Genomic DNA, 13,472 nt, shown 5'->3' on the forward strand with positions numbered 1-13,472 from the left:
CATGGTATACTCCTTTCACAATAGTAATTGTTTGTTATTATTGAAAGTGAATATATCATGCTAATGCCATAAAATCAATAGTTATTGTAATATAATTAGTCATTTATAATATTATTCGTTCGCTTAAGTTAATGACATTGAATGGCAACAATCAGATAGGTAATGAGACCTACTATGACTTGCACAATGATGCTGTACAGACTTTTTGTGATTAGTTGTTATCCAGAATAAGCCACTAATTAGTAAGAAAAATAAATAAAAGATCGGTTTTGCCCGGATATATATCAACTCCGCATTATCAGATTCACAACAAATCATTTAAGGCTGTGAGAAAAAATATTTGAGAAGGAGGAATGTTATGGTCGAAAACAAAATATTTTACGGTTGGGTACTTGTTCCCATTTTTGGGTTAATTTATCTGATAAATGTTGGTTTCCCCATTGTTGGCGCCAGTGTTACGAATACATATATGATTCAGGATCTTAACTTGGGGCGAGGCATACTTGGATTAGGATTTACCGTGTCTGGACTTTTCGGTGGACTTTCCTCTCCAATTATTGCTTTTTACATAAAAACCAGAGGGGTACGGTTTACTTTGTTTATAGGTAGTTTATTCTTAATTCTGGGGGCTTTACTAATGGGTACGGTAGTTACCAAGGGATGGCAATATGTTGCTGTCTTTGGGGTACTTTTAGGAATCGGTAGTGGATTCGGCAGTATGATTCCCGTTCAGGCCGGGATTACCCTATGGTTTAGAAAAAAAAAGGCCTTAGCCATGTCACTTGCTATAACAATAGGAAGCCTGGGAGGATTTCTTGCTCCCCCGTTGCTGAATAAGATTATTTTTGTTGCTGACGGGAATTGGCGAATTGCTTGGTTTTTCATTATCGGCTTACTTATTCTCTCGGCTATTTTGATTCTTTCATTAGTTAAAAACAAACCCTCTGATATGGGACTGATTCAGGACGGCGCAAATAACTATGCAGAAACTTCCTTATCTGTTGACGCAAAAAGTACTGCTCCCATGGAAGTATATCGCAGCACCGTAGAATGGAAGGTCTCCGATGCCATAAAAACTCATACCTTTTGGCTGCTTTTTGTTTCTTCACTAGCATTTGTTGGCCCGATGATGTTCTTTATGGCTCATGCTGTCATTTATCTACAGGATATGGGGCATCCAGCGGGCATTTCGGCGATGGCTGTGAGTTATTACATGCTTTTCAGCCTTTTTGGGAGGTTGTTAGGCGGCAGTTTTGCGGATCGCTTTGAGCCTCGCTATATCTGGGCCGCCGGTCTTTTGCTCGAGGCAGTGGGTATACTTTTCTTCCTTGACGCGAAGAGTGTGGCCAGTATTTACCTTTTCGCCATTCCCGTTGGGGTGGGTGTAGGGGCGGCATCGATCTGCTGGCCAACCTTGATAGGCAATTATTTTGGGACAAATTCATTCGCTTCGATTATGGGTACCCTTTTCCCTGTCGTTCAACTTTTCGGAGCTTCTGCCCCTTTTTTTGCTGGGTTGGTATATGATACCCAAGGAAGTTACCGCATGGCTTTTATTGCTTCAGCGGCTTTAGCCTTCATCGGAAGTATTGTTATATTTTTCACAAAACCTCCTAAAACTATTGCAGCAAAAAGTCACCCGGTAGCTGCATCGTAAAGATTTTTAATTAAGCAAGAGTCACAGAGAGACTCTTCTTCTAATACCCATATGGTAAAGTTTTTCATCCAAAGCATAAAGACAGCTTTCAATATCACGAAGGTTTTCGCGATAGGCCAATTGAATAAATGCCATGCATAAAAATTAACCATAGTATGTAAAAGAGCGGACACGATACTTACCATTAAGTTATCTATGATTAATCGAAAACTACCCCAAGAGGAGGATTGTGATGGAAGAGACTCATGAGCAAAAATCCCTAAAAAGGCGATTTCACCCATTGCCAGTCAATGTACCGCTATCTAAAGGAGTTTTACTTGTTGACGATAGAAGGTGTACCGGATGTATGAACTGCATGTACGCATGCACACTTTACAACGACGGTGTGGCTGCCCCGGAGATAGCTAGAATACAGTTGAATGCATATAGTCATCACATATTTGATATTGCAGCTCAACCATGCCTGCAATGCGTTCAGCCTCAGTGTCTGCGCTTTTGCCCTCAGGGAGCTATCCGCATTGATGAGGAATCAGGAACAAATGCCAGGATTATAGTTGAGAAGAAATGCATTGGTTGTCAGGAATGCATTGAGGTTTGCCCCTTTACACCCCCTCGTATAAGGTTTGACAGTGTAAAGAAAAAGGCGATTAAATGCAATCTTTGCGGTGGAGACCCACAGTGCGTTAAGGCATGCCCAATTGGGGCTTTGATATACTACACGAACCCGGAGGGTGTTATTTCGGGATATGGGGCAGGAGGTATATAAGCTATGGCAGAACTATATGGATATGCCGGTAAGATTCTGAGAGTTGACTTAACAAGCGGGGTGATAAGCGAGATCCCATGTGAGCAGTACTTGCCTAAGTATATGGGCGGAAGAGGTTTGGCGGCCAAGCTCTATTGGGATGAGATACCGCCGGAGGTTGGGGCATTTGACCCGGAAAACAGACTGATAATTGCAACCGGCCCATTAACCGGGACCGGTGCGTTGGGAGGCGGACGATGTGAAGCTACAACAAAGTGTCCTGCTATGTATCCTACTCAATCCTTTACAACCGCCAACGCAGGCTATATCGGCCCTGAACTGAAATATGCGGGATATGATGCTCTCATCGTCCAAGGTAAGGCTAAATGCCATGTATACTTATGGATATGCGATGGCAAGGCAGAGGTTAGAAGGGCTGAGGATTTATGGGGTCTAACTACACGCCAAACCCGCGAAAATTTGTGGAAAAAACATGACAAGAAAGCCAAAGTGGCTTGTATTGGGCCTGCCGGAGAGAATTTGGCCACGAGTGCTATCATTTCAGTTGAAGTCAACTCTGCCTTTGGCAAGGGTGGAATGGGCGCGGTTATGGGGTCCAAAAACCTGAAGGCGATAGCAGTGCGCGGAACAGGTAGAATAAAGGTGGCAAACCCTGAGAAATTACTAGGAATAAATAAAATTAGAATGCGCTTTCACAACATCAAGGCTGGAGAAACGAGAGTAATAAATGGGAAAACCACTATAGGTACTGCAATGATAAGGAATAGTCCAACATTCGCGTCTTCTATGCTCGCTGATGAAGCGAAACAAGGCAGGGTAAAGATAAAATTGGGCGGATGCCCAGGATGCTCCTTAAATTGTCGTAATAAAGCAGAATTTACGGACAATTCTTTGCCCAGCGGTTCTGTTGAATGTGCTGACGGATTTGTTTGGGCGATTCCTGAAAAGATGGCTACGGGCGGCAAAAAAATTATCGGAAGGCTTTCCTGGGAAGCCTCTATGCTCATTGATGATATGGGGATAGACAACCTACAAGTATTGGTCGTTGGTCTATTTTCTGGCTTGAAGAAGCTCGATAAAAAAGATAAATACACGAATTTGTTATACGGCGGAGACTGGCTCTACCAGGGCTACTTAGCAGGAATTTTAAATGATGCTAACACCGGACTGCCTTGGGATAAGTTCGGTAGCCAGGAATTTTTGAGACAATTATTGAATATAATGGCTTACAGAGAGGGCTTTGGGGATATCCTCGCGCAAGGTTTAGGGCCGGCAACAAAATACATTATAGAGCATGAGGAATTTGGGTCCAATAGGAAACAAATGGAATATATCTATCAGCGGATTTGTCCAAAGGCGGGGAAACTCGGTAATCCTCAGGAACGGCATAGTTTTCATGCACCTGATCCGATTAGGGCTATTTATTGTGCGGTAGGGGATCAATTCGGTCAAGAACCTGAACCAGGGTGGTGTGGTAAATGTGAGCCTTGGTATTCCCCAGGTTTAGATTCTAAAGTTATCATAAAATGGCTTGGCACGGATAAAATAAAAGACCCTTACTACTGGGGTCCCGAGGTAGCAAAAGCCGTTATCGCTCACGAAGACATTGCGGCCGTGACAGACAGCTTGGTTGTTTGTTCTAAGTTGGACTATGGCATGTATCCAACAGTGATTGGGCATCATGCTCCTGATTGGCCCAATAAACTTCTTGTGGACTGGGAAGAGCTTGTTGAAAACAGTCCTAATGGGGGCCCTGAGTACTTGAGTGCGATCCTCGGAGTAGAAATGACACCGGAAGATGTATGGAAACAGGGCGAGAGGATCGTTAACCTGGTGAGGGCCATATGGGTAAGGGACGGATATACTGAAGGCAAATATGACACATACTGGGATGCTGTTTTCGAGGAAGAAAATGCAGAAGGTAATAAAGTAACGCCAAAAGAAAAATTCGAAAATGCAATAGTTGATTACTATAGTTTGAGGGGATGGAAAGCCGGGGTGCCAACGCGTGCAAAGCTTGAAGAGCTGGATTTAAAGGATGTGGCTGATGAGTTGGATACCTTGGGTAAATTGCCTGCATAACGATTTACTACAAACCATGATTGTACCAATAATTGTCCTCACATCCAAACAAAGGGAGTACATGCTAACCAGCGAGAGGCATATGACCTGTCGCTATTTACAATGTTTATATTTAGCTCTCTTCACCCGTTGTATTAGACTTGTTTTTAGCAGTATAAATAAACGCTCTTTGGCGAAGGGAATTTGTATTAACAAAGCTCCATAATGCATCTAACTCCGCTCTGGAGATATCCGGTTCATTAATCAGAATAGAATTTATTTTTTCCGTTTGCTTAGCGGCAACTTTAAGCCAGCGCTGAATCGTGTCAAACTTCACTTCCATATGTTTCGCCACATGCTGCAGAGGCATTCCCTTGGCCAAAAGCTTAAGGGCACACAGAACTTTTTCTTCCGGAGAGCGTATATCATAAAAGATGGTTCCTGTTCTTATGCAAAAAGATTTACCGCATTCTTTGCATTGAAATCGGCGGCCTATAGTTCCATTCTTGGTTTTGTATGTTCCGTTGGAAATAATAGTACCTTTTTCTGTATTACCATAAAGGGCGCATTTTGGATTTTTACATACTTCTATTTTTGACTTAATATATTGCTTCTTCCCATGTTGTATATAGCACTTATTTTCTTTAACGGTTGAAGGTAGTTGGTCAACGAGTGAGGGTAGTTTACCAACTACTGAAGGTGATCTGTTTTCTTTTATCTTCATCGGCCGTTGCTTTTCTATGGTCAGATTCTTGGTCATCAGTTTCTCGTCAATGTGTTCAATTACATATCTAATAGGTCCATCGGATTTCAGGAAACTATCCAACTTTATTTCATAAATTGCAGGATGACTCTTAGCGAGTTCGCATTCATAGTCTCTTATAAAGTTCATGCCCATGTTTTTAGTAATTAATTCTGACTCTTTTGTAACAAGATGATTGACAAGCAGATATCTTTCTTTCTTTTTTATTTTGTAAAGGTCTCGTATGCCACCTAGGATCACCCATGACGCAGAGCTGATATTGACCGCCAATGCAGAATAACAGAAAAAAACTCCTTCATTTTGCGCAATAATATCATTGATGGTTTCGGTTGTGACATAATCTTCGATGGTCTTTTTTTTAATTAGATTTCGATATGTATCAATTTTTATAGGTAAACAGATTTTATGACCCATGTAATGATTCCAAACATCTAGTATAATGTAATTCATTTCAGGTAGTATAGATGCGGCTTTCTTAATCACATCTCGTTGCAATAGTATTTTGGGACCATAGAGATCTTGATGACATGAAAGAAACATATCAATGTGCTTGTCTTTTGTAATAATGACTTTCTTCAGCATGGAGTAGTATTCTGAGATTTTGCTGTGTTTGAATAAATCAAGGGAGGCATAATGCGATTGTTCTATCGAATAATACATAAACATTCTTTTTTGCAGCGAATACCAAATGGGTTGTTCTGCATTGAGAGCCAGCAAAGGCGCCATAGGAATTCCTGTGATTTCAGAAATATCATGGAGATTATCAATTCGTGCACTTTGACGATTAGCTTCCCAATTCTGTAATTCCCGAACACTTATTTGGATTGATTCTGCAAATGCCTCCTGGCTCAAACCACGCCATTTCCGGTATTCTTTTAATAGAGCTCCAAGGGATGTATAGAGTTTGGCATTATCAAACGAAAGGGTTTTTCGTGGTAATGATATTTTAGATGTCATAATATTCTCCACAACATATGAACACAAAGTGAAGTCGCTGACAAAAAATCAAGAGCCGTTAAATAGATCTAATGTAGTTGATTATTAAGATAGCTATTTTCTATTCAGAAAGTATTAAAGCAAAAACGAGTAAAAAGAAATAATTTTATCTCCATGCAAATAATATATACGAAACATAATTGATTTACAAATGGAATTTTGAAAAAATCTTTTTGATATAAAAAAATAGTATTGGACTAGTCAATTCTGGTAGAGTCAGGTTCTCTGACAAAACCTGAAATGAAAAATCCGATTGAATAGTAGTAATTTAATGAGCTGCCATTAGCAATCCGGCAGAGTTCAAAATCACTATGACTTTCTGTCCAAATACTGGATATAAACACGAAACATAAGGAAGCAAGAGGGATTAGATTATGGAAAGAAATTCGGAATTTTATAGACCTCGTGAAAAAGACCAAGCTTTTCATCCAATGCCAGGGTGCCCTGAAGCGTGTCAGTGGTGGTTTCATGACGGTATATTCACTAACGGATTTTGCTTGCAACTTATGTACTATATAACTCACTCGAAGGCCAGTATCTGGTTTCATGTCTGTGATTCAGATGGAAACTTTACGAAACTGATGCCTGTTTTTCACACCACAGCAGTAGTTGCTTCAACAGAAACCTGCGACGTTAGGATTGGCGATAACCGCATGCACGGCAAATTTCCCAGATATGAGCTGCATTTTCGTAGTGACGATACGGGAGCGGATCTCGTTTACGAATGCCTCACCCAGGGGTTTATGGAACCTCCTGATGGGGTTTTCCTTGGCCGAGAGCAATGTCCGGCTACCCCAATATATGTTTCCTATATCTGTCGTCCCCGATGTAGGATTACCGGTAAGTTGGTCATTGGGGGTAAAGAGATCCCTGTTAATGGGGAGGGCTATGCGGATCATCAGTGGAAAAATGCTGGCATAGGAGAGTTTCAGTTCCACTTCTGGAATTGGGGGAAGATATATTTACCCAAGCACACTATTGTTTGGCAGGATGCGCAATTAAGCCAATCTTTTGGTTACCAAAGAGCCAAGTGGCTGTGGGCACTAAAAGGGGAAAAGCTAATCGAGTATTTAAAAAATGCTGACATGTATGTGAAGTTAGACGACCTTGAAATAGAGCCGGAGTCAGGAGTTACTTATCCTAGAAAGATGGTTCTCATGATCGATGAGCGTAAGATCAAGGGGACTGCAACCTATAAAGTGAAGCGTTTAATACACAACTTCCCAATTGGCCCGGGCCAACAGTTTGGATTGAGACGTTACTTTTGTTATCTATCTGACTGCCACTCTGAATTCGAAATAGAAGGTGAAAAGATCGTAGCTGATTCAAGGGAAATCATTGATATAGGGCTATGATAGTCAAGCCGTTGAGCAGCAAGAAAGCCTTGAGACAATATAGTAAAGTATTTCAGGATCAAGGGCGAATTCAGCTTTCCGGTTAATACTATCAGGTCAAGAATCGCTTGGCTTGTTTTGAAAAGTTGCGGAACCGATTAATCCTGGGCTAATTATTATATATCAATATGTTAATAAAGGAGTCGATTATGGCTGAAACACTAATACAGGTGAAAACGGAGAACTGCTCGGGCTGTATGCGTTGTTGCTTAGCTTGTTCATTTTATAATACTATGGAAAGAGTTTTTAGCCTGGCAGAATCACAGATTGTTGTGACTCCTGACGAGAGTAATGCCTGGTTTAGTATAGATTTTCGGGAAGACTGCCTCGGCTGTGGTATTTGTGTGGAACATTGCGATTTCGGTGCCTTAATAGAATGATGAATTCGTATTACAAGAACTTTGATAATATCAAATAAGTTCGGTTTTTGATTTCGTTTCATAATAGGATGTCATTTATAGCAAAAAATGATTTATCTAATATAGTTGTGGAGTAATTAATAGGGAGACTACTATGGGAAAGCCAGGCGGCTATGCCGGAAAAATCCTGAAAGTTAATTTAAAGGAAAAAGAGATATGCAGTGAATCAATTTCCGAGGATTGGATCTCGCGCTATCTCGGAGGCCTTGGCATAAGTTTTAAGTTGGCCTATGACAATGCCCAGCCCAAAGAGGATGCCTTGGGACCGGGAAATACTCTCATCTTTAGTGCAGGTCCCTTTGTTGGTACTTTAATTCCGGGCGCCTGCAAGACTAATGTTGTCGCCAAGACTCCTGTTTCTGGATTCCTTGGAATTTCCAGCACCGGACATTTGGGTATGTTAAAGTTTACCGGTTATGATAATTTAATGGTCACCGGGAAAGCAGATCATCCGGTTTACCTTAAAATAGATGACGATGTGGAGATTTGCGATGCAAGAGATCTCTGGGGTAAGGATACCTGGGAGACTACAGAAGCCCTCTGGCAAAAGTTGGGCAAGCAGTATGTAGTTGCCTGTATCGGACCTGGCGGGGAAAATCATGCTGTTCAGGCCAGCATCATTGTAAACAAGTATTCTGTCTATGCCCAATCGGGAATGGGAGCGGTAATGGGATCGAAGAATCTCAAGGCTATCGCTATTTACGGGTCTAAGGCCATTTCTGTGGCTGATCCAGGCAGATTTACCGAATTAATAGATAAGGCTTATCAACAGTCTATTGGAAGTAAAAAAGAAACTATCAAAGCCTTCAGAAAGTGGGGAACTCTCGGTGCCATGGGGCCGCCGATCTCTCCATTTGGCCCGCATGAATACAAAAATTACCGCGAGATTGTTCCGGCAGATCTACCCAGCCACTTTCCTCTCGACAAATTTATGAGCGAGATAAAAATAGGAGATATCTCATGCATGGGTTGTCCTGTTGGCTGCAAACACCTTATTCGGATCTTGAAAGGAGAAAAGGTCGGAGATGGCATGGCTGTTTCCTGTCTTGTTGGGGGTTTTCACGGATTTGCCGCCCACTGTGCGATCGAAGGATGGGAGGATGCCATAAGGTGTGATGAATTATGCAATCGTCTGGGTATGGATTATCTATCTACCGGCTCTGCACTGAGTTTTGCAATCGAGCTTTACCAGGAAAAAATCATAGATAAAACCGACACCGATGGGATAGAGTTAGATTGGGGAGCAGCAGAGGAAGTGCAGGAACTGCTCCGAAAGATGGTCTTCAGGCAAGGATTAGGGAATATACTAGCCGATGGATTGATCAAAGGGCCCCAGCTTATCGGGAAAAATTCTGAGAAATATTCAGTCCATGCGAGGGGGCACGCGATTTATTACGATCCACGGCGAGGAATGTCGCCTGATTTATTCAGCGTCATGCTTAACGCTGAGGGAGGTAGATTTCACACACCCGGTTGGGCGGGTAAAGTAATGACCAAGGAGTACCTCGAAAAGAATTTTGGGATGCCATCGGATCAAGCAGAACAAGCTGCCACAGATTTGGAGGGATTTGGATTGGCGCGGTTTGCCAAATGGGCAGAGGATCACGCTACAATGTTCGATAGCCTTGGCCTGTGCCAGATGCCCGTGCATCAGCAGGTGGAATTAAGTGTGTGGGCCGGTCTCTATGAGTCTCTGACAGGTATTAAGATAAACGGGGAAAATCTCATGCAAGCTATGGGGCGTGTCTGGGATATAAGGAGGATGTATAACCTTCGGGAAGGGCGTACCAGAAAGGATGATCGCTTCATTGCCCGGCGCTTTGTTTCAGAGCGTCTTGTCTCTGAGGATGAGGACCATGATCCTGTAAACGAAAAGAGATTCGATGCGCTGCTGACGGAATATTATAAAGAAAGAGGGTGGGATCAAATAGAAGGCACCGTAAAACAAATGAGCAATTTTTAACCGTCTCTATAAGGGGGAAAGTTAAATAGTAAAGTAGAAACCACGACGGACTTATTACCATTTTACGTCAGTATACTGCCGTAAGTAGTGTGTAGATAGCAAATATGATCATAAAAGAGTTTCCCTGAAAGATCATAGTGGCAGTTGAGATCATTATTAGCAAAGAATGAAGGATTGAGGGAGTAAATACGGTGGGAGATTGTGAGGCTCTCAGCAATGCATTGGGCTACATTTTCGATGGTCATGATGTGGTTTTATAGAAACTGCCGTGGCTCGTTATGAACACATATGAGATGATGGAAGGTTTTTCTTTAATGGTGTCAAATACTATAAAGAAGGAGGAAAAAAGGAATAGGCTGAGCTATAAAGTTGTTGCTAAGACACTTTGCAAAGTAAAAAAGGAGGCATTGTTATGAGGTCTAAAAGAAGAATTAGAAGAAAAGGATTGTTATATGTTTTTGCCATAACGGCTATCTTGGGGCTATTCACACCTGAAATCAGGGCTGGGGTGGGGAGCACTGTAACAACCTTCCATGGTTATCTCGAATCAAGCTATGTTCTGCGTGATACAACCGGAATTCAAAACGGCTTTTTCGAAGAAGCAGAAGGAGTTCAGCAGAGAAACACTTTGAAATTCGATCTTGATATCGATCCCGGATCTAATCTGGAATGGGGGAGTTTTCGGGTTTTGAAGGCTCATATGACCTTTCGCGGGGCTTATGACTCTATATACGATTTGAGGGGTAATGAATATCATGACATCCGTGAAAATATGGGACTGTCGCGCTTTGACTATGGCAAGAAGGATGTCAAATTTGAGAATGATTTGCGAGAGGCTTTTATTGATTTTCGTTATAGTGGGGCTTTAGGTAACTTCTTCTTCAGACCCGGAAGGCAGATTGTCTCCTGGGGTGAGGCTGGGGGTAACTCCACCCTTTTGGATGTTATCAACCCCAAGGATCAATCTAATATGATGTTTTTTCAGAACCCTGATGATGTAAAAATTCCACTCTGGATGGCGCGGTTAAACTACAGCCTTCCTGTTATGAGGGGTTTGGGTGTTAATTTTGATTTTCTCTGGGTTCCCGATATCCGCCCCGCGCAATTCGGGCCTCTTGACAGTGTTGCCGGTGACCCATCGGTAGGTTTAAAGGCACCTTATGTAAGTATCCTGTTTGGCGGTTTTAAAGGCTATAACGTCGAACAGCGTGTGCCTACTGAAGAGCAGGAATACGGTGCGAAAGTAACTGTTGATATCAAGGATAATTTAAGTATTTCAGCTACTTACTTCCGAGACGTTAACAATGATGGTGGCACAGTGTTAGTCCCTGCAACAAGTACTTTCTTGTTAACTCACAATATACAGCATGTTTACGGTGCTTATTTTAGTTATAATATTTTGCCCTTGGACCTCATTATCAGAGGTGAGATTGCTCGTCACACAGGCGATCCGATTTCGCGCTATGGCGCTGAGCCAAGCAACAAAGTGCCGGGTGGTCTGGCATTATTTCGTTTGAAACCAACTACCCGGTGGATGCTGGCGCTTGACAAGAAGTATATGCTTCCCTTTCTTACCACTCATGAAAGATCGAATTTAGGTTTCGAGTGGATACATGAGAAGATCAACGAATGGGATAGTGTCTTCAATAAACCGGAATCGCAGAAAGCGGGCTCCAAGCAAAGGGATTTGGATATAATTAGCTTTTTTGTATCATGGAGTTTGCTCGAAGGCAGGATCGCTCCTACGTTTGCTGCCGCTTGGATTCCCAGCCGGCCTGGAGCAGGAGGTGAATCGGGATATATTCACCCTGTAGTATCTTGGCAGATAAGCAACGATTTTTATTCCAGTATTGGATTACACGCCTTCTTGGGAGATAAGACTGCCAAGACCGGCTTTGCGGGACTTGTTACTACGAGCGAGTTGACCTTAAAGTTAGGTTATAACTGGTAACTATGAGGGATAAATAAACCCACAAGTGGCTTGTTGCCCGCTTGGGCAATTGATGAGGAGGAAAAAAGTGAAAACAAAAACAACAAGAGTTTTGGTGTGGTTGGGATGGTCGCTATTTACGGCTTTGCTAATGCTTGGGGGAGTAAGTCCTGCTCAGGAGACCAAGGATATTGCCAAGACGATAGATAGTAACAACGTTGCACAATATAAAAATATGCTTATGCCGGCTCTTTACAGGGCTGTGGAAAGGGGAGACTTCATTCTCCAAACGGGTAAATTAAATTATGAATATAAGCACTGGGATAAATTTGTAGCGGCGGGTAAAAAGAATGACGGTAAATTCGATCTAAATGCCGAGGGTGATTTAATTGATAAAGGCTCGGGGAGACAGGTTCTTCGCAATGTTTATGGCTTTCCTTTTCCCAACGTCAATCCATCGGATCCCAAGGCTGGCGAAAAGATAATGTGGAACTTCTACTATAATAAACATCGTTTGATGGGTGTCAGATATTATAGCCGTATTTCGTGGATACACAAAGATAAAGGTGAGCATCGTTTTATCATCGGGGACAGTCTTAACAACCACCTCTTGGGCCGGCCACCGGAGCTTGCAATCACTGAGAGCCAAAATCCCAACCATTATTCTTACGTTGAGCTTAGTCTGGTACAAGAGCCCTTCAGCATGTACGGAATGAATTCATTGATGTACGATAAGCTCGACTGGCCTGATATTACACAGTTCAACTATATCCCTTCTATTCGCCGTATTCGGCAAAGTTCCGGCGTCGAGCGGTCTGACCCATATATGGGAAGTGATTCCTGGACGGATCTGGGTTTTAGTTGGTGTGGAAAAAACAAAACGATGGAATGGAAACTTGTGGGAGAGCAGACGATCCTCGTTCCGTTTACCTCCGCTTTGAAGATTCATGCCAAGTCTGACCCCGATGGAACGCTTTTCATGCAGGTACCGACGATAAAATTTGGCTTTAATACTCCGGGGTGGAAAGGTGCCAAATGGGCAACCACCAACGCAATCTGGGTGCCAAGGAAGTGCTGGATCATTGAGCAGATGCCAAGAAATCGTTATTATGCCTGGGGATTGCACACAAATTATGTTGATCAGGATACCTGCCTGATCTGGATGAAGGAAGTGAAGGATAGAGCCGGACAGTTCCGAACCTGGACAATGTCCACCTATGGCTTGCAAGAAGGCGAAGATGGCAATAACAATGTGGGATTAAGGGATGCCCAGGTAACTGTTGACGAAAAAGCTCGCCATGCCACCATTGGGTGGTTTTTGACTCCCAAGACTCCGGAAGGGTACGCGATTTTTGAACCTCTTTCCAGGATGCCGTTGGATTGGTTTACTAAGGACTATTTAATGTCCATGTCCAAATAACAGGCAAATCCATAACGATTTTAGAATAGGATTAACTGAGGCGATTTTAATGGGGACTAATTTCACCATTTTACGGTTTTAAAATGCTTGAAATTAGTCCCCA

9 protein-coding genes and 1 pseudogene are annotated in these 13,472 nt (G+C 42.5%); 8 read left to right on the plus strand and 2 right to left on the minus strand.

The window, feature by feature from the left end:
• The first annotated feature begins 358 nt into the window (after positions 1 to 358).
• Complete coding sequence (locus KKC46_08800) at positions 359 to 1,657, plus strand: MFS transporter (protein MBU1053913.1); 1,299 nt, start codon at positions 359 to 361, stop codon at positions 1,655 to 1,657.
• 39 nt (positions 1,658 to 1,696) lie between these two features.
• Here KKC46_08800 and KKC46_08805 read toward each other — a convergent pair.
• Positions 1,697 to 1,792 (minus strand): annotated as a pseudogene (locus tag KKC46_08805) (DUF4372 domain-containing protein).
• Positions 1,793 to 1,889: 97 nt separating this feature from the next.
• Between KKC46_08805 and KKC46_08810 the strand changes: the two are divergent.
• Complete coding sequence (locus KKC46_08810) at positions 1,890 to 2,423, plus strand: 4Fe-4S dicluster domain-containing protein (GenBank protein MBU1053914.1); 534 nt, start codon at positions 1,890 to 1,892, stop codon at positions 2,421 to 2,423.
• A gap of 3 nt (positions 2,424 to 2,426) precedes the next feature.
• Positions 2,427 to 4,505, plus strand: a complete 2,079-nt coding sequence (locus KKC46_08815) for a hypothetical protein (GenBank protein MBU1053915.1) — start codon at positions 2,427 to 2,429, stop codon at positions 4,503 to 4,505.
• Positions 4,506 to 4,617: 112 nt separating this feature from the next.
• Here KKC46_08815 and KKC46_08820 read toward each other — a convergent pair whose 3' ends face one another.
• Entirely contained in the window at positions 4,618 to 6,204 is a 1,587-nt protein-coding gene (locus tag KKC46_08820) for a helix-turn-helix domain-containing protein (GenBank protein MBU1053916.1), read from the minus strand.
• 413 nt (positions 6,205 to 6,617) lie between these two features.
• Between KKC46_08820 and KKC46_08825 the strand changes: the two genes are divergently transcribed.
• The 5 genes from KKC46_08825 (at position 6,618) to KKC46_08845 (ending at position 13,369) form a co-directional block, all read left to right on the plus strand.
• A complete protein-coding gene (locus KKC46_08825; protein MBU1053917.1) occupies positions 6,618 to 7,598 on the plus strand; it encodes a hypothetical protein in 981 nt (326 codons plus the stop codon).
• Between the two features lie 188 nt (positions 7,599 to 7,786).
• A complete protein-coding gene (locus KKC46_08830; protein MBU1053918.1) occupies positions 7,787 to 8,017 on the plus strand; it encodes a 4Fe-4S binding protein in 231 nt (76 codons plus the stop codon).
• A gap of 133 nt (positions 8,018 to 8,150) precedes the next feature.
• On the plus strand, positions 8,151 to 10,019 hold the full coding sequence (locus tag KKC46_08835) for a hypothetical protein (GenBank protein ID MBU1053919.1): 1,869 nt from the start codon (positions 8,151 to 8,153) through the stop codon (positions 10,017 to 10,019).
• Between the two features lie 412 nt (positions 10,020 to 10,431).
• Positions 10,432 to 11,970 carry a hypothetical protein gene (locus tag KKC46_08840; protein MBU1053920.1) on the plus strand — a complete coding sequence of 513 codons (1,539 nt, stop codon included), beginning with the start codon at positions 10,432 to 10,434 and terminating at the stop codon, positions 11,968 to 11,970.
• 52 nt (positions 11,971 to 12,022) lie between these two features.
• Positions 12,023 to 13,369 (plus strand): DUF1329 domain-containing protein, encoded by a 1,347-nt coding sequence (locus KKC46_08845; protein ID MBU1053921.1) that lies wholly within the window; start codon positions 12,023 to 12,025, stop codon positions 13,367 to 13,369.
• Positions 13,370 to 13,472 lie beyond the last annotated feature (103 nt).

The organism is Pseudomonadota bacterium, assembly GCA_018817425.1.
Taxonomy (GTDB): Bacteria; Desulfobacterota; Desulfobacteria; order Desulfobacterales; family RPRI01; genus RPRI01.

Coding starts and splice junctions, on each gene's coding strand:
- KKC46_08800 (MBU1053913.1), top strand. CDS start 359: ATGGTCGAAAACAAAATATTTTACGGTTGGGTACTTGTTCCCATTTTT.
- KKC46_08840 (MBU1053920.1), top strand. CDS start 10,432: ATGAGGTCTAAAAGAAGAATTAGAAGAAAAGGATTGTTATATGTTTTT.
- KKC46_08810 (MBU1053914.1), top strand. CDS start 1,890: ATGGAAGAGACTCATGAGCAAAAATCCCTAAAAAGGCGATTTCACCCA.
- KKC46_08845 (MBU1053921.1), top strand. CDS start 12,023: ATGAGGAGGAAAAAAGTGAAAACAAAAACAACAAGAGTTTTGGTGTGG.
- KKC46_08820 (MBU1053916.1), bottom strand. CDS start 6,204: ATGACATCTAAAATATCATTACCACGAAAAACCCTTTCGTTTGATAAT.
- KKC46_08825 (MBU1053917.1), top strand. CDS start 6,618: ATGGAAAGAAATTCGGAATTTTATAGACCTCGTGAAAAAGACCAAGCT.
- KKC46_08835 (MBU1053919.1), top strand. CDS start 8,151: ATGGGAAAGCCAGGCGGCTATGCCGGAAAAATCCTGAAAGTTAATTTA.
- KKC46_08815 (MBU1053915.1), top strand. CDS start 2,427: ATGGCAGAACTATATGGATATGCCGGTAAGATTCTGAGAGTTGACTTA.
- KKC46_08830 (MBU1053918.1), top strand. CDS start 7,787: ATGGCTGAAACACTAATACAGGTGAAAACGGAGAACTGCTCGGGCTGT.